Annotated in this window: 19 protein-coding genes; 3 read left to right on the top strand and 16 right to left on the bottom strand. The window is 67.3% G+C overall.

Going from position 1 to position 22457, the window contains the following annotated elements:
• Positions 1-108: 108 nt before the first annotated feature.
• The 8 genes from TPR58_RS16810 to TPR58_RS16845 form a co-directional block, all read right to left on the bottom strand.
• A complete protein-coding gene (locus tag TPR58_RS16810; protein ID WP_346247885.1) occupies positions 109-1545 on the bottom strand; it encodes an efflux transporter outer membrane subunit in 1437 nt (478 codons plus the stop codon).
• Entirely contained in the window at positions 1542-4760 is a 3219-nt protein-coding gene (locus TPR58_RS16815; protein ID WP_346247886.1) for a multidrug efflux RND transporter permease subunit, read from the bottom strand. The genes TPR58_RS16810 and TPR58_RS16815 overlap by 4 nt, the downstream gene beginning before the upstream one ends.
• Positions 4761-4768: 8 nt before the next feature.
• Positions 4769-5983, bottom strand: coding sequence for an efflux RND transporter periplasmic adaptor subunit (locus TPR58_RS16820; protein ID WP_428835732.1), 1215 nt, complete (start codon positions 5981-5983; stop codon positions 4769-4771).
• 383 nt (positions 5984-6366) lie between these two features.
• Entirely contained in the window at positions 6367-7038 is a 672-nt protein-coding gene (locus TPR58_RS16825) for a spermidine synthase (RefSeq protein ID WP_346247887.1), read from the bottom strand.
• Complete coding sequence (locus TPR58_RS16830) at positions 7035-7379, bottom strand: DUF6481 family protein (RefSeq protein WP_346247888.1); 345 nt, start codon at positions 7377-7379, stop codon at positions 7035-7037. Before TPR58_RS16830 ends, TPR58_RS16825 begins: the two co-directional genes overlap by 4 nt.
• A 130-nt stretch (positions 7380-7509) precedes the next feature.
• A complete protein-coding gene (locus TPR58_RS16835; RefSeq protein ID WP_346247889.1) occupies positions 7510-7926 on the bottom strand; it encodes a group III truncated hemoglobin in 417 nt (138 codons plus the stop codon).
• A gap of 1 nt (position 7927) precedes the next feature.
• Positions 7928-8287, bottom strand: coding sequence for a response regulator transcription factor (locus tag TPR58_RS16840; protein ID WP_346247890.1), 360 nt, complete (start codon positions 8285-8287; stop codon positions 7928-7930).
• 101 nt (positions 8288-8388) lie between these two features.
• Entirely contained in the window at positions 8389-9078 is a 690-nt protein-coding gene (locus tag TPR58_RS16845; RefSeq protein ID WP_346247891.1) for an alternative oxidase, read from the bottom strand.
• Positions 9079-9239: 161 nt separating this feature from the next.
• Between TPR58_RS16845 and TPR58_RS16850 the strand changes: the two genes are divergently transcribed.
• The gene (locus TPR58_RS16850) at positions 9240-10745 is read left to right on the top strand and encodes a two-component system sensor histidine kinase NtrB (protein ID WP_346247892.1); all 1506 of its coding nucleotides are present in this window, start codon (positions 9240-9242) and stop codon (positions 10743-10745) included.
• Positions 10735-11346, top strand: coding sequence for a response regulator FixJ (fixJ, locus tag TPR58_RS16855; protein WP_346247893.1), 612 nt, complete (start codon positions 10735-10737; stop codon positions 11344-11346). The genes TPR58_RS16850 and fixJ overlap by 11 nt, the downstream gene beginning before the upstream one ends.
• Before the next feature lie 12 nt (positions 11347-11358).
• On the opposite strand, the gene TPR58_RS16860 is transcribed toward fixJ, so the two are convergent.
• A complete protein-coding gene (locus TPR58_RS16860) occupies positions 11359-13101 on the bottom strand; it encodes a hypothetical protein (RefSeq protein WP_346247895.1) in 1743 nt (580 codons plus the stop codon).
• Positions 13102-13264: 163 nt separating this feature from the next.
• On the opposite strand from TPR58_RS16860, the gene TPR58_RS16865 reads away from it, so the two are divergent.
• Entirely contained in the window at positions 13265-13636 is a 372-nt protein-coding gene (locus tag TPR58_RS16865) for a hypothetical protein (protein WP_346247897.1), read from the top strand.
• A 30-nt stretch (positions 13637-13666) separates the two neighbouring features.
• On the opposite strand, the gene TPR58_RS16870 is transcribed toward TPR58_RS16865, so the two are convergent.
• The 7 genes from TPR58_RS16870 to TPR58_RS16900 all read right to left on the bottom strand — a co-directional run bounded on the left by TPR58_RS16870 (position 13667) and on the right by TPR58_RS16900 (position 22441).
• Positions 13667-14431, bottom strand: a complete 765-nt coding sequence (locus TPR58_RS16870) for a hypothetical protein (protein WP_346247898.1) — start codon at positions 14429-14431, stop codon at positions 13667-13669.
• Positions 14428-15456 (bottom strand): hypothetical protein, encoded by a 1029-nt coding sequence (locus tag TPR58_RS16875; protein ID WP_346247899.1) that lies wholly within the window; start codon positions 15454-15456, stop codon positions 14428-14430. Before TPR58_RS16875 ends, TPR58_RS16870 begins: the two co-directional genes overlap by 4 nt.
• Positions 15457-15856: 400 nt before the next feature.
• Positions 15857-16948: a surface lipoprotein assembly modifier gene (locus tag TPR58_RS16880; RefSeq protein WP_346247938.1), complete on the bottom strand. Its 1092-nt coding sequence runs from the start codon at positions 16946-16948 to the stop codon at positions 15857-15859.
• A gap of 242 nt (positions 16949-17190) precedes the next feature.
• Positions 17191-18993, bottom strand: a complete 1803-nt coding sequence (locus TPR58_RS16885; protein ID WP_346247900.1) for a HupA family protein — start codon at positions 18991-18993, stop codon at positions 17191-17193.
• 172 nt (positions 18994-19165) lie between these two features.
• Complete coding sequence (locus TPR58_RS16890) at positions 19166-20017, bottom strand: hypothetical protein (protein ID WP_346247901.1); 852 nt, start codon at positions 20015-20017, stop codon at positions 19166-19168.
• Between the two features lie 134 nt (positions 20018-20151).
• The gene (locus TPR58_RS16895) at positions 20152-21534 is read right to left on the bottom strand and encodes a DUF418 domain-containing protein (RefSeq protein ID WP_346247902.1); all 1383 of its coding nucleotides are present in this window, start codon (positions 21532-21534) and stop codon (positions 20152-20154) included.
• Between the two features lie 208 nt (positions 21535-21742).
• A complete protein-coding gene (locus TPR58_RS16900) occupies positions 21743-22441 on the bottom strand; it encodes a pirin family protein (protein ID WP_346247903.1) in 699 nt (232 codons plus the stop codon).
• Positions 22442-22457: the final 16 nt, after the last annotated feature.

Here is a 22457-nt window from a genome sequence, read left to right on the forward strand (position 1 = left end):
GGCTCCGCGAGGATTAGCACCAACCTGCGTCTGTCTGTCCCAATCCCCGTCGCCCGGCAACGGTTCCTTGGAAAAGGACGGCCGCGGGCGCGACGACCGGTGCGCGGTTTAGGGTCGAGCTGAGGCGCGCGGATCGGAGATCGACGAATCGCCGCCCAGCGCGCGGTACAGGGTCACCCGGTTCGATGCCTCGGTCAGGCGAAGGTCCACGCCGCTGCGCTGCGCCTGGTACAGCGAGCGCTGTGCATCCAGCGTGTTGAGGAACGGCTCGATCCCGCCGCGATAGCGCGCCTCGGCCAGCCGGTAGCTGTCGGCGGCGGCGTCGATATTGACGGTGGTCGCGCGAAGCTGTTCGCCGATCGTGCCCTGGCGGGCGAGCCCGTCGGACACTTCGCGGAACGCGGTCTGGACCGAGCGTTCATAGCTGGCCAGCAGCGCGTCGCGCTGCGCCTCGCTGAGCGCCACGCCCGCCCTGCCCGCGCCTGCCTGGAAGATCGGATAGTTGACGTTCGCGCCGCCCGACCAGTTGAACGCGCCGCCGGTGAACAGCGAGGTCAGCGCATTGCTGGCGAAGCCGACCAGCCCGGTCAGGCTGATGCGCGGGAACAGCGCCGCGCGCGCCGCACCGATATCGGCATTGCCGGCGCGCAGCTGATATTCGGCCTGGACGATGTCGGGCCGGCGCAGGAGAATGGTCGAGTCCATGCCCGCCGGCACCAGCGCGATGGCGGGCGCGGCCTGGTCGATCGACGCGGCGAGCAGCGCGGGATCGATCGGACGGCCGACCAGCAGCTGCAGCGCGTTGACGTTCTGCGCCAGCAGCGTGCGCGTCTCGGCAATGTCCGCCTGGGCGGTGGCGAGGATCTGTTCGGCCTGGCGCAGGTCCGATCGCGGGGCGATGCCGCCTTGGTAGCGGGCGCGGGTCAGCCGCACGCTGCGCTCGGCACTGGCGGCGGTTTCCTGCGAGATCTTCAGGCGGCTGGCATTGGCCGCATGGGTCAGCCACGCATCGGCGATGTCGCCCACCAGCGTCAGCCGGGTGGCGCGCGCGGCGGCCTCGGTCGCGAAATAGCGGTTCTGCTCGGCCTCGGTCAGCGAGCGCAGGCGGCCGAACAGGTCGATCTCGAACGCGGTGACGCCGATGTCGGTCGAGAAGCTGGTGCGCGTGCCCCCGCCCTGCCCCGCCGCGCCGCCGGCATTGCCCTGTCGCGCGGTGCCGCTGTCGCTGGCGGTCACGCCCGCCCCGGCATCGACCTGCGGGAATTGCTGGGCGCGCTGGATGCGATATTGCGCGCGCGCCACCTCGATATTGGCGGCGGCGATACGCAGGTCGCGGTTGCCGTCCAGCCCCTGCTCGATCAGCGTCTGGAGCCGGGTGTCGCGAAACACCTCGCGCCAGGTCAGGCTGGGCAGAGTCGCCTCGGACTGGGCCAGATAGGTGTCGCCCGCCGGCCAGGATTGCGGCACGGGCAGCGCCGGCGTCTCGTAGCGCGGCGTCATCGAACAGCCGGCAAGCAGGAGCGGGAGGATCAGCGCGCGCTTCATGCCGTAGCCTCCGGGGGTGTCGTGCCCGCATTCGGATCGCGCTTGCGGCCGCGAAGCTTGTTCAGCCCGTCGCGCACGCCGCGGCGTACGAGGACGAAGAACAGCGGGATATAGAAGACCGCCAGGATCGTCGCGGTCAGCATGCCGCCGATCACGGCGGTGCCGATCGCGACGCGGCTGTTGGCGCCGGCCCCGGTCGAGATGGCGAGCGGCAGCACGCCGAAGATGAAGGCGAGGCTGGTCATCAGGATCGGGCGGATGCGCAGCCGCGCCGCCTCGATCGCGGCGTCGATGACGCGCTTGCCCTGCTTCTCCGCCTGTTCGGCGAACTCGATCATCAGGATGGCGTTCTTCGCCGCAAGGCCCATCGTCGTCAGCAGGCCGATCTGGAGATACACGTCATTCTCCAGCCCGCGCAGCGTGACCGCGAACACCGCCCCGACCAGGCCGAGCGGAATCACCAGCAGCACCGCGACCGGGATCGACCAGCTTTCATAGAGTGCGGCCAGGCACAGGAACACGACGAGCAGCGACAGGCCGTAGAGCAACGGTGCCTGGCCGGAGGAGAGGCGTTCCTGGAACGAAACGCCTGCCCAGGCGACGCTGGTCCCTGGGATCTGCGCGGCAAGTTCGGCGATGCGGTCCATTGCTTCGCCGGAGCTGACACCCGATGCGGCCTGGCCCTGGATCTCGAAGGCCGGGATGCCATTGAACCGGCCGAGCGTCGTCGGCGCGACCGACCAGCTGGTGCGGGCGAAGGAGGTGAAGGGCGCCATATTGCCCTGCGATCCGCGCACGAACCATTCACCCAGATTTTCGGGCGTCGCGCGATAGGGCGCATCGCCCTGAACGAAGACCCGCTTCACGCGGCCGCGATCGATGAAGTCGTTGACGTAGCGCCCGCCCCAGGCGGTCGCGAGCGTGTTGTTGACGTCGTTCTGGTTGAGCCCCAGCGCCGACAGTTTCTGCTGGTCGATATCGACCTGAAGCGTCGCCACGTCAGGCAGATCGCTCAGGCGGATGCCGGTCAGCATCGAGTCGGCATTGGCGGCGGCGATCAGCTGGTCGCGTGCCTTGGCGAAATCGGCCTGGCTCATGCCGCTGGCGTTCTGGAACTCCATGGTGAAGCCGGTCGACTGACCCAGGCCGCGGACCGCCGGCGGCAACAGCACGAACACCTGCGCATCACGAATGTTGCGGAACGCGGCGGTGGCGCGCGCCGCGATGGCATCGGCACCATTTTCCTTGCCCTTGCGCTGGGACCAGTCGGCGAAGTTGAGGAAGCCCTGGCCGGTATTCTGGCCAGCGGCCCCGCCCCCGCCGCCGCCGGAGACGGTCAGGATGGTGGCTGCGTTACGCCCCTCATATTGCTGGAAATAGCGCTCGATCTGCTCCTGCACCGCGATGGTACGCGGCTGGGTCGCGCCCGCAGGCAGGCGGAACTGGATCTGGGCCGCGCCCTGGTCCTCGACAGGAAGGAAGCTGGTGGGCAGGCGCAGGAACATCACGACCAGGATCGCGACGACCGCCAGATAGATCAGCAGGAAGATCCACTTGCGATCGACGACATAGGCGATGCTGGTGGTGTATTTGTCGACGCCGCGTTCGAAGCCGTTGTTGAACTTGGTCTTCGCGGTGTGGCCCCAACCGGCGACGCGCGGGAAGCGACGCTTGAGCCAGCCGGGCCTTGCCTCATGCTCGCCTTCCGCATGCTTCGGCTTCAGCAAGGTCGCGGTCAGCGCGGGGCTGAGGATCAGCGCCACCAGCACCGAAAGCACCATCGAGGCGACGATGGTCAGCGAGAACTGGCGATAGATCACGCCGGTCGATCCGCCGAAGAACGCCATCGGGATGAACACCGCCGACAGGACCACCGCGATCGCGACCAGCGCGACCTGGATTTCCTGCATCGACTGGATCGTCGCATCGCGCGGCGACATGCCGGGATTCTCTTCCATCAGCCGCTCGACATTCTCGACGACGACAATCGCGTCGTCGACGAGCAGACCGATGGCGAGGACGAGCCCGAACAAGGTCAGCGTGTTGATCGAGAATCCGGCGAGATAGAAGATCGCGAAGGTGCCGAGCAGCACCACCGGCACCGCGATCGCCGGGATCAGCGTCGCGCGCCAGCTTTGCAGGAACACGAACATCACGATCACGACCAGCACGATTGCCTCGAGCAGGGTCTTCACCACCTCGTCGATCGACAATCGGATGAAGTCGGTCGTGTCGTTGGCATAGGCGAATTTCATGCCCGGCGGGAAATTCTTCGCCAGCCGCTCGACCTCGGCCTTGACCAGGTCGGAGGTGCGCAGCGCGTCTGCGCCGGGCGCCAGGCTGATCGCCATGCCCGCACCGGGATGGCCGTTGATGCGGCTGGACGCGGTATAATTTTCCGCCCCCAGTTCGACGCGCGCCACGTCGGACAGGCGGACGGTCGCGCCGTTCTGCTGCGTCTTCAGCACGATCGCCTTGAACTGGTCGGCGGTCTGCAAGCGCGACTGGGCGGTCACGGTCGCGTTCAGCATCTGCTCGCGCGGCATGGGCTGACCGCCCAGCTCGCCGGCGGCAACTTCGGTATTCTGGTTCTGGATCGCGGTGACGACGTCGCCCGGCATCAGCTGATAGCTGGCCAGCCGGTCCGGGTTCAGCCAGATGCGCATCGCATAGGGCGATCCGAACACGTTGACGTCGCCCACGCCCTCGATGCGCGACAGCGGGTCCTGGAGGTTCGATGTCAGGTAATCGGCGACATCGCGATTGGTCTTCTCGTCGGTCTCGTCATAGGTGCCGACGATCAACAGGAAGTCAGGGTTCGATTTGGTGACGCGCAACCCCTGTTGCTGCACCTGCTGCGGCAGGCGCGGGAGCGCCTGCTGGACCTGGTTCTGGACCTGGACCTGGGCGATGTCCGGATCGGTGCCGGTGGAGAAGGTGGCGGAGATCGTCACCTGCCCGCGCGAGCTGGAGCTCGAACTGAAGTAGAGCAGCCCGTCGATGCCGGTCAGCTGCTGTTCCAGCACCTGGGTCACCGAATTCTGAAGCGTCTCCGCAGACGCGCCAGGGAAGGTGGCGCGGATATTGACCTGCGGCGGAGCGACGTTCGGATACTGCGCCTTGGGCAGCGCGAAGATCGCGCCGACGCCCGCCAGCATGGTAATGATCGCGATCACCCAGGCGAAGATCGGGCGATCGATGAAGATGCGGGACATCGCTCAGTTCAACCCTGCTTGCCGTTGGCGGCATCGCCGCCGCCCTGCTTCTGCTGCGGCGGCGCGACATTCTGCGGGTTGGTGGCGGGAACCGGGCGGATATCGGCGTTTGGCCGGAGCTGACCGGTGCCCTGCACGATCACGCGATCGCCGGGATTCAGCCCCTTGGTCACGACCCAGTTGGCGCCGACCGCGCGTTCGATCTCGACGTTGCGGCGGTCGGCCTTGTTGTTCGCGCCGACAACGAACAGGAAGGCGGTGCCATTGGCCTCGCGCGTGACTGCCTGCTGCGGCACCAGATAGACGCGGGTGTTGATCGCCTGGGCAAAGCTGGCGCGGACGAACATGCCGGGCAGCAGGACGCCGTTGGGATTGGAAAACACCGCGCGCAGCGTGACCGTGCCGGTTGCGGGATCGACCTGGACCTCGGCGAACTCGACGCTGCCCGTCAGCGAATAGTCGCTGCCATCCTCCAGCTTGAGCCGCACCTGCGCCCGGGTCGGCAACAGGCCGCCCTGGCTCAGCTGGCGGCGCAGCGCGAGCATCTCGGCGCTCGACTGCTGGATGTCGACGAAGATCGGGTCGAGCCGCTGGATCACCGCCAGCGGGTCGGCCTGGTTCGCGGTGACCAGCGCGCCCTGGGTGAACAGCGAGCGGCCGATCCGGCCGGTGATCGGCGCAGGGACATTGGTGAAGCGCAGGTTGATCCGCGCGGTTTCCAGCTGGGCCCGGTTCTGGGCGACGCTCGCCTGCGCCTGGCGCGCAGTCGCCTCGGCGTCGGTATAATCCTGCTTGGCGACCGCTTCCATCTCGGCCAGCGGCTTCAACCGCTGGGCGCGGACCGCTGTCGCCTCGGCATTGGCCTGGGCGCTTCGCAGATTGGCCTGCGCCTGATTGACCGAGGCGCGGTAGAGGCTGGGGTCGACCTGATAGAGGGTCTGGCCCTGGCGGACGATCGCGCCTTCGGTGAAGAAGCGGCGCTGGATCACGCCGCTGACCTGCGGGCGGATCTCGGCGGTCTGATAGGCGTTCACGCGCCCGGCAAGCTCGACATTGACCGGCTCGCTGGTCGGCTGGACCACGACGAAGCCGACCTGGGTCGGGCCGCCCATGCCCTTGCCCTTGGCCTGATCCTGCTTCGCACCCCCGCTACAGCCGGCAAGGACCAGCGCGAGGACGAGCGGCAGGGTTCTGGAAACATGCGTGATCGATTGAGCGGGCAAGTGGGGAGTCCTGGTCAAGCCAGACACGATCCCTGGCGCTGCGGGCCAAACTCGTGCGGCAGGGAATCGTTTCATGGCGTTACAATCGGGAATGTTGCCGAATCGTGCACTTTGCAAGCGGCAAGATGGCGGTGATCCGCTGGGCGGAACACAGGGACGGCCACATCAGGATGGAGGGTGACGGTGAGGGCACTGAGGGTCCTCGCGCTTATACCGGAACGGGGAAGGCCCGGATCACCGGGCCCCTGGACGATGGGCGCATAGACGGCGAAGCTTTCCGCCGTGTTTCCGAACCTTGCATCGGCCCTGCCCCGGCGCTTTTTCATGGGGTCGCTGCCGCGCCCGGCGTGAACGCACCGTCGGGCGGGCCGGCGCCGCCGGCGTCACACCTTCCGGGCGAACCAGATGGTGTGCATCGGCCCCTTGCCGTTCTCTCGCGCGCGGACGCGGACCTCGTCGACGTCGAAGCCGGCCTGCTTTACCCGGCGGGAGAAGGCGGCGTCCGCGCCGGCGGACCAGATCGCCAGGATACCGCCGGGCCGCAGCGCGGTGCGAGCACGGGACAGGCCGCGGTTCGAATAGAGCCCGTCATTGCCCGGCCGGGTCAGGCCGTCCGGGCCGTTGTCGACGTCGAGCAGGATCGCGTCATAGCCGGCGCGTTCGGCGCCGATCGACGCGCCGACATCCTCGATGCGGAGTTCGACGCGCGGATCGTCGAGGCAGCCCGCGGCCAGATCAGCCATCGGACCGCGCGCCCAGTCGAGGATGCCGGGCACCAGTTCGGCGACCACCATCTGCGCCTTCGGCCCTGTCGCGGCGAGTGCCGCGCGCAGGGTGAAGCCCATGCCATAGCCACCGATCAGCAGTCGCGCCGACCCCGGGTCGGCCAGCCGTTCGAGCGTCATCGTCGCCAGCGCGACTTCGGAACCGCTCATGCGGCTGCTCATCAGCTCGTTGCGATCGAGCATGATGATGAAGTCGCGACCGTGCCGGACGAGGCGGAGCGGCGGACCGCCCGGCACCTCGGCCACGCCGATCAGCTCGCGGGGGGTCACCGCTTGCGGGCTTTACGCGCCGCATAGCGCGCGTCGCGCGCTGCCTTCAGCTCGGCATCGGTCGGCTTGGGCTTGTTGGCGACCGCCGCCTTCGCTTCCTCTGCCGCCTTGCGCTCGGCCGCAGCAGCCGCCTTGGCAGCCTTGGCTTCCTCCATCGCTGCCTTGCGGGCGGCACGCTTCTCCGCCTCGGCGGCTTCGCGGGCTTCCTGCGCCGCCTTGCGCTCGGCGACGACGGCGGGATCCGGTGCGGCCTTGTTGCGCAGCTTCTCCAGCGCGCTTTCGCGGGCAGCGCGCGATGCCGCTGCGCGATCGTTGAACGTCGGGGTCTTGTAGCCTGCCATGATGATCCGTCGGGGTTCCATAGGTTCGAGGAGGCGACCGCGAGGATCGCCAGGAAGCGCGCTCTTAGCAGCATTTGCGCTGATGTCTCGTACCGATGAACCCGTTTCGAGTTCCGCGACCCGTCGCAGGTCAGGCCTGGCGGGCGTCGGAAGGCAGTCGACCGAGGTGGAAATCGATCCCCAGCATCAGGCTTTCGGCGATCCGCCGGGCCTTTTCCTGCATCGCCGCCGCATGGCGCGCGGGCAGCAGGTCGTCGGTGGTCTCGCGCCACAGCGCCAGCCAGCGGGCAAAGCCGTGCGGCGTGATCCGCCCGGCATGGCGGATATGCGCGGGCATCGGCCGCCCCTTGTACCGGCCGCTGGTGAACATCACAGACGACCAGAAGGCGCTCAGCTTGTCGAGATGCTCGGGCCAGTCCCGGATCGCGTCGTTGAAGATCGGCCCGATCTCGGCATCGCGGCGGACGCGGGAATAGAATTCGTGGACGACCCGTTCCAGGTCGGCCTCGGTCAGTTCGGGGATCGGATCGAACACGAAGTCGGACATGTCAGGCCTCTCTCGGCTGAGCGAGCGCGCTGCGCAAGGCCCGGGTCAGTCCCTCGCCCAGCAGCGGCTTCTCGACCAGCGCCGCCCCGGCACGGGCGATGCCGTCGCGCAGCGCGCGACTGGGATTGGTCGCCAGGATCACCGCCGGCCCCCGGCATCCCCGCTGGCGCAGCCGCCCCAGCAGCGCCAGCCCGTCGCCGGTCGGCTGGCGATGATCGAGCACCAGGCAGGCGGCATCCGCGGCGTTGCCTTCGGCATGTCCCGCGATCACGCGAAAGCCGTCGAGCTCGAGCGAGAAGGCAAGCGCGGCGGCGACGGCGGGATCGGGTTCGAACAACAGGATCTGCGGTTGGATCGTCATGGCGCGGTTCCGGTGTTGGCGGGGAGCGGAGGTCCGGAGCCGCCACCTGACGGGAACAGGTGGCGCCCGGCCGGCGGGGGCATCCGCCGGCCCGGCCTCGCTCAGGCCGCCTGCTTCCAGGTCGGCTCGAGCGCGGCGTGCGGGGGGCACGGGGCAACGGTGCCCATCGGCAGGCCGGCCAGTTCATTGGCATAGCCGTGGTTGACGTCGCGGTGATGGGCTTCGTCCGCCCGGACGACCAGCACCACATCGCGCAGGGTCGCATCCTCGGCCAGGCCCCAATAGCGCCTGGCGATCTCGGGCGCCGCCACATTCTCGGACCGGCCCTCGTCGATCTCGGCGAGGTAATGGGTGTAGCTGATCACCGCTTCCTCCTCGAAATAGCCGACCACGCGGTGCGCCGTCTTGCTGCTGACCAGGTACAGGCCGAAGAAGAACAGGTAGAAGACCCATTGGACGCCGATGATCACCGCGCGTTCGAACCAGGTCGGCTTCGACACCTCGATGAAGGTCATCAGGTGCATCCGCTCGTTCTCGGCCTCGTCCATCAGCGTCTTGATCCAGCCCTTGTCGTCGCACATGCGGCGCAGGCAGGCGAGGTGGTTGATCGTCGCGCCGACCATGCCGGGCACCGCCGCGACGGTCTCGAGCACCACGGCGCGGTGGCCATAGCGTTCGGCGAAGAAGGTGTCGGCGGTCCAGCGCAGCATCTTGGTGAAGCCGAATGCGATGCGGTCGGACACGCCCTTGGGACGGTGGTGGACGCTGAGGTCGATAAAGGGTGCGGTCATGGAAAGTCTCCCGAAACAGGCGGTGCGATCCGGTCGCTGCCGTCGGGACTCCAACTAGGCGCGGCGCCTGCGCGGCGAAATTTGGATGATCATCCTAGGATGACTACCCTAAGGGGAATCCCGGAGGTCGGCGTCCCGCCGGCCGGAGCATGATCGACGCGATGGCCCTGCCCGTTCCCGCCGCCCCGACCCGCCTGCCCCGGCTGGGCATCGCGGCCGGCTGCGCGCTGGCGATCGCGGCGATCGCCGCCGGCGCGGCGGTGCGCTGGAGCCTGGACGAGTTGCTGGAGCAGCGCGCGACCTTCATCTTCTTCGTGCCCGCGGTGGTCGCCGCAGCCGCCCTGTCCGGCCTGTGGCCGGGGCTGCTGGCAACATTGCTCGGCGCGGCCGCGGGATTGCTGGTCGACCGGATGACCGGGACGATCGGTGCGGGCAACTGGATCGCGGCATGCGCCTTCCTGCTGGTGGGCGCGGCGGTGACGCTGGGCGGCGACTGGTTCCAGCGGGCGCGGCGCGAGGCCGAGGCGGTCAATGCCGACCTTGCCCGGCGAGAGGCACATCTGCGATCGATCCTGGAAACCGTGCCCGACGCAATGGTGGTGATCGACGAGGCCGGGCTGATCCGCGACTTCAGCCCGACGGCCGAGCGGCTGTTCGGCTGGACCGCCGACCAGGTCGAGGGACGCAATGTCAGCATGCTGATGCCCGCGCCGCACCGCGAGGCGCATGACGGCTATCTGGCGCGCTATTATGCGACGGGCGAGCGGCGCATCATCGGCAAGGGCCGCGTCGTGATGGGCGAGCGTGCCGACGGATCGACCTTTCCGATGGAGCTGGCGGTCGGCGAGATGCGGATGGAGGGCGCGCGCTTCTTCACCGGCTTCGTCCGCGACCTGACCGAGCGCCAGCAGACCGAGGCGCGTCTGCAGGAGCTGCAGAGCGAGCTGGTGCATGTCTCGCGCCTGACCGCGCTGGGCGAGATGGCGTCGTCGCTGGCGCACGAGATCAACCAGCCGCTGTCGGCGATCGCCAATTACCTGAAAGGCAGCGCGATGCTGCTGAAGCGCGACGCGGTGCCGGTCGAGCGGATCGCCGACGCGGTCGATCGTGCCGCCAACGAAGCGCTGCGCGCCGGCGAGATCATCCGCCGGCTGCGCGATTTCGTGGCGCGCGGCGAGAGCGAGCGCAGCGCCGAGAGCCTGCCCAAGCTGATCGAGGAAGCCAGTGCGCTGGCGCTGGTCGGCGCCAAGGAACATGGCATCCGCGTGCGCTATGCCTTCGACCCCGCGATCGACCTGGTGCTGGCCGACAAGGTGCAGATCCAGCAGGTGGTGCTGAACCTGGTGCGCAACGCCGTCGATTCGATGAGCGAGAGCGGAACCGACCGGCGGGAGCTGGAGATCGCGATCGAGGCGGCGCCGAACGACATGGCGCTGGTCCGCGTCGCCGATACCGGACCGGGGATCAGCCCCGACATCGCGCAGCAGCTGTTCCAGCCCTTCATCACGACCAAGCGCACGGGTATGGGCGTCGGCCTGTCGATCTCCCGCACGATCGTCGAGGCGCATGGCGGGCGCATCTGGGTCGACGAGAATGACGGCGGCGGCGCGGTGTTCCGCTTCACGCTGGAGCGACTGGACAAGGAGGAACTGGCCGATGTCGAATGAGCCGATCGTCTATGTGATCGACGATGACGAGGGCGCGCGGCATTCGCTGGAGTTCCTGATCGACTGCGCCGGCATCCGCGTGCGCACCTTCCCCTCCGCCGATGCCTTCCTCGCCTCGCACGCCCCGGTCGACCATGCCTGCATCGTCACCGATGTCCGCATGCCCGGCATGAATGGTGTCGAGCTGGTCGCCGAGCTGAAGCGCCGCGCGGTGCCGGCGCCGGTGATCGTCATCACCGGCCACGCCGACGTGCCGCTGGCGATCCAAGCGATGAAGGCCGGCGTCGCCGACTTCATCGAAAAGCCGTTCGACGACGACACCATCCTGACCGCGATCCGCGCCGCGATCGCCCGCCAGAACGACCGCGACGAGGCCCAGGCCGAACGCGACCTGATCCGCTCGCGCATGGCGACCCTGTCGCAGCGCGAGCGCGAGGTGATGGACGGGCTGGTGGCCGGCCACGCGAACAAGGTCATCGCCTTCGACCTGGAAATCAGCGCTCGTACGGTCGAGGTCTACCGGGCGAACGTGATGATGAAGATGCAGGCAAGGAGCCTGTCGGAGCTGGTGCGGATGGTGACGGTGGCGGAGCTGGGGTGAGGCGGATCGTTCTCAGGGGCTCGGTTGCGCTCCGGATGCGGACCGTCGCGCCTTCGCTTCCGCAATGATCGCGGCAGCGTGCGCATGCGCGACAGGGTTCTCATCGCTGATCACATGCGCCTTGTCGGCCATTTCGGCGTCGCGTTCGGCAGGAGTCTGGCACTGGACGCCGAGGAGCGTGATTCGACACACCAGCCCTTTCGCCTCACCAGCCGCTTTCTCCGCGAGATAGGGCCGCGCGTCCTGGGAGTCGGCGCAAATGCCGACCTTGGGGTCTCTCATGATCAGATCGAGCGACACCTTGCCTGACTTGACATAGCGACCGCACTCACGCTTCCAGGCTGCCCTGTCTCCTGCCAGCCTTTGGATTTCGACTTCGGCCGTCGCGTCCGAGTGCTGATCGCAGGCAATGGACATAGGCCTCGGCAGTTTTAGTTCGGACCTGTTGGCGCACTGCCGCTCGAAATCGGTATCGCCGCCCAGTTGCTGCGCCAACCGGGCGCCGGCGATCTCGTCCGCATATTCGCACGGCTCCGGTACCTGGATATCGGCCGTGGTCAGAATATAGCTGCCGCCGGCACAAAGGATCGATCTGGCGTCCGCGTCTTCTGCAATCGCCCTGCCCAACTCATGCGCAAGATATTCCAGATAGCGACTGCACGCCTGGAAAAGCACGCGCGCCCGTTCCTGGCCGTCGGTTGACTCGCATCTCCTGACCAAAGCCGGACCGTCGACCATCAGCTTGTCCGCCGAAGCTCGTTCGCACGCGCTGACCAGCGCATCGCTGCGTCGGCCAGCAGGCGTCGCTGCGCACTGTTCGGCAACCAGTTGCGGGTTTGCCCTGAATCTGATCCTGTCCGCGCGATCTTGCTCCATCTCCCGGGCCTCGCGCTGCCGACGCGTCGCGCACGCCTGGACCGGCGGCGATGTCATCTGATCATAGGGTGGAGCCGCGTCGCCAGTGCAGAACAAGGACATCGCCTTCTCCGGAAGCATGTCCACCGCAAACCGGCTGTGATCCCGCGCCGCGATGGCCAGTCTGAGCGGGATAAAATCATTTGCCGCGGGTTCGTCGGTTTCGCCGGGCTTCGGGCTCGGCGGCACCAAATGGTCGAGCGCGGCGAGCGCTTCCTCGAAGCGGCCAAGCTCTCGCAAGGCATTCACGATGTAGAGCCTGTAAAGCCGCTTTGCGTCCTCCGGTCCGGACAACTGATCGATCAGGGCGGGGCCATCGGCCGCGAAACGCTCGACGCGGGTGCGACGAAGCTGCGGGAGAAGCGCCGCCCAGGTCGATCGCTGCAACAGATGAAATCTGGTCTCGGCGGACACGCCCAATTGGGTTGCAAGCCAGTAGGCCTGGGCATGCCGACCCTCCGCTTTCAGCGCCACATAGGTCGGATCCGCGATGAGCGCAGGAAGGCGAGCAATCTCGGACGGGGTGTAGGTCCGGTACTTCATCGCCTGCTCGTCGCTCAAGCGCATCGCTTCGAAGTCCGGCAGGATGACGAGGCCATTGTCGGGGCATACCGGGATCTGAGCGCCGATCAGGGCGTCGCCGAGCCAACTGCCATCCGGTAGCGTCAGAAAGGGAAAACTCTCATACCCGACATCGTGACTGAACTTCTGCCCGCCCAAAGGGCAGACGAAGTGACGAAGATCATAATCTCTCGCCCATGCGGTCGCGGGAAGGATCAAGGCGATGATCAGGCCGGTGACGATGACAAGTGTGCGCCACCCGAAACTATGCCCTGCCATGATGCCCCCCGGTTGCCCCACCGATACCAACGCGATCCGGACGACGAAAGCAACCTCCCCAGCTTCTGCATCGGCGTCGCTGCCACCCCAGTGATGAATCCAGCCGACCGAATTGGCTCAACTTTTCGTTGCGGGCCTCCCGATCTCCCGGCACCTTGCGCACATGCCGCGCAAGATCCGCACGCCCCGGGAGAAGAAGGCACTCAGCCTGAAGAAGGATACGCGCCAGGCCTATTTCGCCAGCGGCCAGAAGACCGCGCGCAAATCCGTGCCGTTGCGCAAGGCGATCGAAAACCGTCGGAACCGCCACCGGAACGATCAGGCGATCGCCGTTGCGGTCATGGGCGACGAAGCGACGCTCGACCTGGCGGAAAGCTCGGCCCGGCACGATGTGCATCGCGCCGGAGGCTGGCGGAAGCATCCCGACCGCCCGCTGGGCGAGGCGATCGCGTTGCAGCGGGCAAAGCGGGGGTGGCGGTTCGGGCGGAAGGGACGTTCCCGGCTCGAGCGTGCAGCATCGAAGCCGCAAGGCTAACTCTCCCACGATCCACGCATGACCTCCGCGTCAGGATTCCCGCGGCGAAAGGCAGCTCATCACATAGGGCATCTTCAGCGGGACCGGTGCGGCGCGCGGCGTGAAGGCCTGATATTCGGATACGCGGTCTGCCGGCGCGCCGATATAGGTGAAGATCGCGCCCTCGCCGCGCGGCAGCAGGCAGGCGAGCGCGCGGGCGGCGCCCGTTTCACGGCGGGAACCGTCGTCGATGAACAGGCCGGCGGCGCTCAATGCGTGCCCGTCGTGCAGGCGCGCCGCGCGCCCGGTCCAGGGGGCACCGGGCTCAGGCGACGGCGCGAACATCGCCACCGTCTTGCCGTCGGCGGACAGGACGACCCGGTCGTTCGGCCCCGCCAGCCTACCGCCATCGCGCCCGGCACGGGCCAGGGCCGCGCGATCGTCGGCCATGCCGGTGTCGGTTCCGATCGGGGTGCGCACCGGCGCCGCGGCCAGGACGGGGTCGCGCCCCTGCCCGCGCGGCGACAGCGTGCGCGCGTCGAAGCGCAGGATCGTGTCGCCGCCCTGCGCCGCATCGGTGCGGGTCGCGGCGATCTCCACCATCCGCCCGTCAGGGGTCAGCCGCGCGGCGCCGAACTGCCACCCGGTCATGGTCCGCGAGGCGGCGACGCGGCCGCCGCGCCACAGGCCGAGCCACGACTGACCGATCAGGATCGTCGCCTGCTGGGGTGCGGTCCAGCGCTGCGCCGCGACCGGGACCGGCGCCGCCAGGGCCAGCAGCGGCAGCAGCCAGAGCAGGCGCACGAGCCGCCTCATCCGGGCCTCGCCAGGACATGCGCGACATAATCGGGATCGCCCGGCGCCTGTCCGCCAGAGCGACGATTTCGCTCGGCACCGCTGATCTGGGTCCAGCTGCCGGCGCCATTGCCATCCACCGCGGGAACCGGCGGCGAGGTCAGCGCGCGCCCGGCGGGGTCGCGGCGCGTGGCGGAGGTCAGCGTGGTCAGGGCCGGCTCATATTCATGGATGTGATCGAGATACTCGCCGGCGACCGTGCGGCCAAAGCCATTATAGGCGCGCAGACCCTCGAGATCCTGCTGCTGCTCGGTCAGGGCGGGCAGCGAGACGCGGATCGGCGGCAGCCCTTCGGCGCGACGCCACTCGGCCAGCGCCGCCACCTCCGCCTGGAACCGGGCAGATGCCGTGATCCGGGTGTGAAGCGTCGCGCCCGACCGCCTCTTGTCGCGGTAGCGGCGCTGGAGCGAGGCGGCATTGGACCGCCAGTTCCACACCTCGTCGGCGGTCGGCGGCGGATTGGTCAGCTGGCCGAGCCCGACCCCGCGCAGATTGTCCTGCGACCAGTTGGGATTGATCGCCTGCGCCGGCAGCCCGGCGCGCCCGTCGTTGAACTGCGCGCCGCCGCTTTCCTGCTGGATCATCTGGCGCATCAGCTTGTCGGGCACGGCGGTCGCCAGATCGGTACCGCTCGGGTTGGTCCCGCCGATCAGGATGTCCTCGCGGGTGGCGGTCACCGGCCGCCCGCCGACCGAGGCGGTCACCGTCGCCGTCAGCCGCCCGCCGGTCACGATGGCGAAGGGCACGCGCACCGGATTGCCCGTGACCGCCGCGATCGGCGGATGGCGATAGGCGCGTCCGTTGCGCCGAAATCCCTGCGGCACCGTGATGAAGCCCGGATAATCGAGCACGAAGGTCCAGGTGCAGGACGCCCCCGGCAGCGCACGCCCGTCCTCGCCCTTCGCCGTCAGCTCGACGACCGGCATGGCGGGCGCCAGGCTGATATGGAAGCGCGTATCGCCGGCATCGATCGTCACCTGCGCCATCGGACACCTCTCCGGGCGGACCAGCGACAGACAGTCAGCGCCGAACCGCATTCTGGGCGTTACTTCACCACGCCCCGGAACGATGCCTGTCTGCCTTGGCGCAACGCCGAGTCGTCGCGACCGATATTAGCACAACGGCGCGCGGGCCGCCGCCCCGACAAACTGGTCCTGGTGCGGGGCAGGTCCAGTCGATCAATCCCCCTGCCTCGCGACATCAGTCCACGCGACTAAGTCTGATCTCGTGGCATTTGACAGACCCCGCTCGCGCCCGAACCTGCTCCAGGGCGCGCCGCGCACTTTCAAGCTGTCGGCCTCGATCGACCTGTAGGCAACGTCTGCGCCTCCGCTCAGGCACTAGGGCGGCGGCAGCACGGGTGCGCTCCGCCCAGTTGTTGCGTCGTCAAAAGGCTCGCGTAATGCCCGCGGTCGTCGCGATCCGGCGATAGTCGTAGATGCCCACGGTCGAGAAGTTGCGTTCGTAGGTCACGCGCAGGAGCGGGGCGAAACCATGAACCGTGAGCGAGCGAAAGGTGGCACCCATTGTCCCGCCAAGAAGCGTATCCTTGCGCCGCTCGGGATAGAGAAACAGGCGCTCGTCCGCTTCGAGGCGTCGGCCGGTCAGCGTGGCAAATCCGGTCGTCCGCCCGAATTCACGCCAGATCAGAATGGTCGCGCCCCCGGATAGAGTCGAATAGCCCGGATCGCTGGCACGCTGTCGCACGGTCGACAGCGACACGCCGCCCCCCGCGCGGGCGCTGAACGCGCGTTCAACACCCAGCTCGACATTATACAGCATGCCGTCCTGAAGGTCGTTCTGCCGATAGTCCGTGTTCGCCACCGTGGCATTCGCCGTTATTTGGGTGCGCGGGTTCAACGGATGCTGCCAGTTCAGCGTGACCGTCGCAGTCCGGGCGTAGGAAGCGCCGCCATACCAACGCTGCGTGGCACCGCCGGACACCTGGATCCGCTCGCGCCCCGGCGACCATTCCAGACCGATGAGCGCCGACGCCGACGCGTCATTGAACTGGCTCTGCCGATAAAATTCGCCCTGTGCCGAGACGCGGGGCACGACTGACAGTGCCGGCGAGACCGGATGTCGAAAGAACGCCTGGCCGGCAATCCTTGCGCCGACCCCGGACTGGCTGCGCGCGTCGCGCGAAAGCTCGAGCGGAGCTATAATGGTGTCCAGCATCTGCGCGTCAGTGGCGCGGTTGATGTTGCTATCCGGCACCAGTGCCATCTCGATACTGGCTCCGACAGGTTTGCGGGAACGCAGCGCGGTCGCGAACTGATTGACCGCCTGCGCAACCTGAGGAGGAAGCCCCCCTGCCTGAGCGGCGCGCAACTCCCGCCGGGCAGCGGCATCATCGCCCAACGTGGCCAGGATCGCCGCGAGTTCGAGACGCACGCGCGACGCACCAGGCTTTTCATCCAGGATCGCGCGAAGCAGCACGGCCGCTTCGCGCGGACGCTTGTTCGCGGCCAATAGCATCGCAAGCCGAAAGCGTGCCTCGGTCCGAATCTCGAGATCGGGATCCTTGGACAGGGCAAGATAGATTGCTTCGGCCTCGTCGAGCTTGACCGCCTGAAGCGCCTGATCAGCCAGCTCGAACAGCTGCGACGCGTTCAGACCGCTGATCTCCTGAGCGCGCACGGGCGGCGCCATCATTGTCGCCGCTGCTGCAATGGCAACAAACGCCTGTTTTACACCGATCATTTTTGCGGCCTACGGGATCAGCATGCCCCGGCGCAGCGTTTGGCTCCCGTCGCACCGTAGAGCCATACAGTAGAGCCGCTGTCGAGTGGATCGCGCCCGCCAACTCTAAATGTTCCGGCGATCTCCTCTCCGTTCGGTCCGGCAAGAAAGCCCCGCCAGCCGATATTGTTAGCGCGGTCGGTGGCAAGCATTTCCCGGCCAATACCCTTGCCGGCATAGGTGAAACTTCCGAAATCCACCGCGGTGCCCAACCGCTTCTCGATACCATTCAGTTGCAGTGCAACGGTGAACTCGCCCGTCGAAAAGGCCAGATCGAACCGGCTCGTTCCACCCACTGTATAACGATGTGAATCGCCACTCCCTTGCCCGAACACGATCCCTGCATAAGTGGCAGTGCCAGTCATCGGGATATTCCGGGTGGGGGTCGTCTGTCCGAAGGCGATCATAGCGCCACCAGTACTGGAAGGTTCGAGACCGGGTGTGTTGGTGAATTTGCCTTCCCAGCTGCCGAAGCTGGCATAGCTGAGTGCCAGCTGATCGTTGCCGGCACCGGGATTGTAGAGCGTGAGGCGAAAGGTTCCTACGTCGTTGACAACATCATAAATGGTGAAACGCGCGTTCGACAGCGTAGCGTTGCGATTTGACGGGCCGAAGCTGGGGACTCTGTCTGTCGTAAGATTCTGAGGCTGAAATGTCCAACTCCGGCTGGCTGCGTCATAGCGAATCCACGTGGAGCGGAAATCGTACCCGTGATAATATTCGGGGTGGTACGAGTAAGCGTAGATATCGAACTGCTGATTGGCGCTGAGCGCGTCGAGCGTCGGGAGCGAAGGAACGGGAGCGCGTCCGCCCGTCAATGTGCCCACGATCGAACTGCCGTCCCGATTGCGCGCGGAAAAGGTCGCGCCGACTTCTTCCGCGCCGGGCCCATAGAAGCGCCCCGCCACCGTGCCGTCATAGGCATCATAGGTCGTCGCATATTCCGAGTTATAGCTGAAACTGCCGTTGAAGCCGTTTCCCGTGCTCGACAAAGCCGTCTCACTGGAAAAGACCATCGCGCCGCTGGCAAGCGAGCCCGTCGGCACATCATATTCGCGTGCCGTGCCCCTGATCGCGATCAGGCCGCTGGCGAAGTTGGCCTCCAGCCTCCCGGTGCCTGAGATGGCCCGCAAGCCGCGCCAGCCCGCCGCGATGCCGAGCAGATCCAGCGAATAATTGGCTGACCCGGTCCGCGGCAACGCGGCATCGGGGGTCTCTACGCCGTAGGTGAAGGCGTCGAAGCTGCCAGTCACCGCGCTCGTCCCGTTATTGGTACGTTGCCAGTAACCGGCTCCGACATATTTATAGGCCAACGCACCGGACGTCGCCGAGGGGCGGGTCAGCGTCAGCGAATCCGTGATCGACCCGTTGGTGCGCACGAAGACATCGGTGGCGCTGCTGCTCTGGGCAGCATCGCGATCGGACGGCCTGAAAATCTGTGACCGACCATCGGTTGAAATGGAATAGCTGCGCGTCGCTGCATCGTAGCTGACCGTCACGCTGCTTCGCGCGGCGCTGGTGGTAACGGCTGCACCGCCGGTCGGAAACGTCGCGGTTCCGGAGGCCGAATCGTTCGTGAAGCTCTCGCTCGTGAGCGGCCCCAACAGCGACGCATTTGGCGTCGGGGTCGGCGTCGGGGCGGGCGTCGGCGTCGGCGTCGGCGTCGGCGTCGGCGCGACAGGGCCGCCGCCGCTGTTGACGCCGCCACCGCCCCCGCCACCGCTGCAAGCAGATAGACACATCAGCGCCGAAATGGCGCTGAGACAAAGTCGCTTATTCACTGGAACCCCGCCCCCCGGTTAGTACAGTCAATTTCGCCTACCGCAGAGCCCTCGTCAATCGGACAATGCGAAGATCGAAGCCGAGCGTCCCGAAACGCTGAGTAGGAACGGATCACATCGACATATTCTCGCTGTGATCTGCTTGGGCGAGCAGGCTTGGATACCGTTACTGTTACAGCCGGAACGCGACCCCGGGGGCGACGAGCCAGGTCACGATCAGGCACGATGCGGCCAGCGCGATGGCCGTCCAGCTTCGCTCGATCCGGACCAGGGATGTCGGATCAGGCCTTGCCGCGCGGCGACGAACGAACAGCGGCGCGAGGATCAGCGGCGACTGGCCCAGGATCGGCGCGGGGAAGACCGAGGTCAGGATGAGATAGGGGTCGGGCACGCGCGACCCGATGACGCAGAATGCGACGACGGAGGCGAGATAGGGCGCCCGGACAAGGACCGCCGGCTTGCCCGAATAGTCGCGAAGCCAGCCGCCCATGATCCGGGCGGACAGGTAGAGCCCGGCCAGGCCGATCAGGATCTCGACCGATCGTAACAGCAGCTGATGGGGCAGCCCATCGATCGCCATCGCCCAGTCGCCCACGCCGAAGATCGCGGAGAACAGCAGATAGACGAGGCCGAGCGACAGATTGACCGTGACCAGCAGGCGGAGGCAGAGGTGCAGCACCGGCGCTCCGGCCCAGTTCCGGCGGCTCGACAGCACGGCATGGATCAGGGCGGCCAGCAGGACGTTGAACGCCGATCCCGCCATCACGATCGCACGTCCGGCGACGCTGGCATAATCGGAGAACTCGCTCGGATCGGTTCCGTCGATCGAGGTCGAGGTCAGGACGAAGCTGCGTATGCCGCTCAGAGCCATGACGACGCCATGGCCCAGGATCTCATGCCCCATGACGGTGATGAAATAGACGATGCACCCCAGCGCCATCAGCGTGAGCAGGTCATGACGCCCGCCTTCGCTGGCCATGCGCGGGCCGACAATCAGGTCGTGAGGTAGAACGGAGCGATGCATCGTAAATCCCATTGCCGGGCCGGGACGCCAATGGCGGGGTCCCGGCTGAAGTCAGAACCGGCAGTTTGGCAGGGCAAGGCTACGGCGCCGTCTCCGTCGCTGCCGATCCCGTTACGAACGTCGTCAAGTCCGCGTCAGGCCCCGCGCATCGGCTGGCGCCTGCCATAGACGAGCGACCGCCACAGCCATTCGAGCGGGCCGAAGGCGAACCAGCGCAGCCAGAGCGCACTGGCGACCAGATTGATCGTCCATATGCCCGCGATCACATAGAGCTGCTGGTGATATTCCAGCTTCGCGAACAGCGGCCACGGCCCCCAGGCGAAGATGAACTGGCACATCAGGCTGGTGCCGATATAGTTGCTGAACGCGGTCCGCCCGACCTTGCCGAGCGCGGTCGTCACCCTGGTCGCGACACCCGATTTCCAGATCAGCAGCAGCAGCGCCGCGTTCGCGATCGCACCGGGCAGCACCTCCAGGCCATAGGGAAGCGCCAGCCAGCGCATCAGCACCGGTGCGGCAAAGCCGGATTGCTGGGACAGGACGAGGCCGACCGTGACGAGCGGCACGGTGAGGGCATAGCCGATGCCCGCGGTGAGCGCATAGGCGCGCCTCGACCAGTCGCCGGTCAGGAAGCCCAGCTTGAACAGGCCCATTCCGACCATCATGCTGCCCACCACCTCGAGGATCCAGCCGCTGCCGAATACGCCGCGAATGAACTCGAAGAAGGACGCCGCCCGCGGTCCGATGCTCTGCAGATAGGATCTGCCCGATTCCCCCACCACCGATGCCGGCGCATCGGCAGCCTCTGCCCGGCGCCTGGCCTCGGACGCCAGCGCGGCGCGTTGTTCGTCGGTCAGCGGCCGGTGCGCCTTCACCGCGGCATGGGCCTGCTGTTCCAGTTGCCCGACGCGCTCCGCCTCGAAGATCGCGCCGGCATCGGTCATGCGGTACAGCCCGACCGAACCGCCGCCGATCCCGATGATCAGGCCGATCGTGACCAGCGTCCGCGCCCCGACCCGCCGCAGCGGGTACATCACCACCAGCGCGAGCAGGGCGTAATAGGTCAGGATGTCGCCGGTCCAGATCAGGATGCCGTGGGCAAGCCCGAAGGCGAGCAGCCACAAATTGCGCCGGAAATAGATCTGCCGCCCGCGGGCCGCATCGCCGCGCTGCTCGAACGACCGGGTCAGGAGGATGATGCCGGCGCCGTAGAGCATCGCGAACAGGGTCCGCATCCTGCCCTCGAAAAACGCCCATTTCACCCAGAGGATCAGATAATCGAGCTCGGCATGCCAGCCGACAAAGGCCGGGCGCGGCTGATCGAGCGGAACGTTGTGGAAGGTGATCGGTCCGCTGAACACCTCGATGTTGAGGACGAGGATGCCGAGCAGCGCGAAGCCGCGCAGCACGTCGAGCGAGGCGATCCGCTGAGGCGCCGACACCGGCCGCGCCGCATCGTCCCTCCGCGCGCCGGTGGTTGCGGCAATGGATGCCTGTCCGATCAGATGATGCGCCAAGTGAAACCCCAGAAACTGTCCTGTCACCGGCGGCGCGGACGCGGGCGGTCATGCCCCCGGCTTGCCGAAAGCGTCGCGGCCGGACGCGCGGGTCAGGTATCGGACGGGATCGCCGATATGCGGGATCGGGATCGCCGATGGGGGTTGCGGCTTCGTGTCGGATGCGGCGCGCCTGGTTGCGATCGTAGCGCGCCTCGCAATCCCGCGCTCAGTCGGTCTCCACCAGCAGCATCTCGACGAACGTCTCCGCCTCGATCGCCAGCGTCGCCTCGTCAGCGATCGCGGCGCCCTCCAGCGGCCCGACCACGGCGCCGTTGACCGTCACCGTACCGCTCAGCGCCATCAGATAGGCGGTCCTGCCCGGGTCGATCGCATGAATGATCTGCGCCCTGGCCGGTATCCGCGCGCCATAGACGCGCGACGGCGAATTGAGCGGCAATGGCGCGCGGTCCTGCGGGAAGCCGCTGGCTAGCAGCTCGAGCAGGCCGGCGCGGGTGCGGCCGGGAAAGCGGGTCGTGCGGCGCAGCGCGCGTTCGGGCGCGCCCTCCATGCGGATGCGCAGCTCGACATATTCGGCGGGCTTGGCGCCGGGATTGGTATCGGCATGGACGATGCCGGGGCCGGGGCAGATCAGCTGGACCTCGCCCGCCCGCGTCTTGGGGCTGCCGCCCAGTCCGCCGTCATGCGCGATCGTCCCCTTGCGCACCACGCTGATCAGGTCGACGCCGTCGATCGGCGCGGTGCGCAGCCCGCCGCCCGGCGCCATCACGATATGGTTGAGCACGCACAGCCGCCCCCAATTGTCGCGCGCCAGGTCCTGGAACCCGCCGAACGAGAAATGGTGAAGCGTCTCCAGCTCGGCCAGGCTGCTGGTGCCGAGGGTGTCGCGGGTACGGACGTCGATCATGAGGTGGCAACGCTCC

This window comes from Sphingomonas rustica, from assembly GCF_039652585.1.
GTDB classification, from domain to species: Bacteria; Pseudomonadota; Alphaproteobacteria; order Sphingomonadales; family Sphingomonadaceae; genus Sphingomonas; species Sphingomonas rustica.

Excerpts from the sequence above, each read along its gene's own strand:
- TPR58_RS16835 (WP_346247889.1), bottom strand. The coding sequence starts at position 7,926 with ATGTCCGACTTCGTGTTCGATCCGATCCCCGAACTGACCGAGGCCGAC.
- TPR58_RS16870 (WP_346247898.1), bottom strand. The coding sequence starts at position 14,431 with ATGAGGCGGCTCGTGCGCCTGCTCTGGCTGCTGCCGCTGCTGGCCCTG.
- TPR58_RS16850 (WP_346247892.1), top strand. The coding sequence starts at position 9,240 with ATGGCCCTGCCCGTTCCCGCCGCCCCGACCCGCCTGCCCCGGCTGGGC.
- TPR58_RS16860 (WP_346247895.1), bottom strand. The coding sequence starts at position 13,101 with ATGGCAGGGCATAGTTTCGGGTGGCGCACACTTGTCATCGTCACCGGC.
- TPR58_RS16900 (WP_346247903.1), bottom strand. The coding sequence starts at position 22,441 with ATGATCGACGTCCGTACCCGCGACACCCTCGGCACCAGCAGCCTGGCC.
- TPR58_RS16810 (WP_346247885.1), bottom strand. The coding sequence starts at position 1,545 with ATGAAGCGCGCGCTGATCCTCCCGCTCCTGCTTGCCGGCTGTTCGATG.
- TPR58_RS16815 (WP_346247886.1), bottom strand. The coding sequence starts at position 4,760 with ATGTCCCGCATCTTCATCGATCGCCCGATCTTCGCCTGGGTGATCGCG.
- TPR58_RS16875 (WP_346247899.1), bottom strand. The coding sequence starts at position 15,456 with ATGGCGCAGGTGACGATCGATGCCGGCGATACGCGCTTCCATATCAGC.
- TPR58_RS16880 (WP_346247938.1), bottom strand. The coding sequence starts at position 16,948 with ATGCTATTGGCCGCGAACAAGCGTCCGCGCGAAGCGGCCGTGCTGCTT.
- TPR58_RS16830 (WP_346247888.1), bottom strand. The coding sequence starts at position 7,379 with ATGGCAGGCTACAAGACCCCGACGTTCAACGATCGCGCAGCGGCATCG.
- TPR58_RS16890 (WP_346247901.1), bottom strand. The coding sequence starts at position 20,017 with ATGCATCGCTCCGTTCTACCTCACGACCTGATTGTCGGCCCGCGCATG.
- TPR58_RS16845 (WP_346247891.1), bottom strand. The coding sequence starts at position 9,078 with ATGACCGCACCCTTTATCGACCTCAGCGTCCACCACCGTCCCAAGGGC.
- TPR58_RS16840 (WP_346247890.1), bottom strand. The coding sequence starts at position 8,287 with ATGACGATCCAACCGCAGATCCTGTTGTTCGAACCCGATCCCGCCGTC.
- fixJ (WP_346247893.1), top strand. The coding sequence starts at position 10,735 with ATGTCGAATGAGCCGATCGTCTATGTGATCGACGATGACGAGGGCGCG.
- TPR58_RS16865 (WP_346247897.1), top strand. The coding sequence starts at position 13,265 with ATGCCGCGCAAGATCCGCACGCCCCGGGAGAAGAAGGCACTCAGCCTG.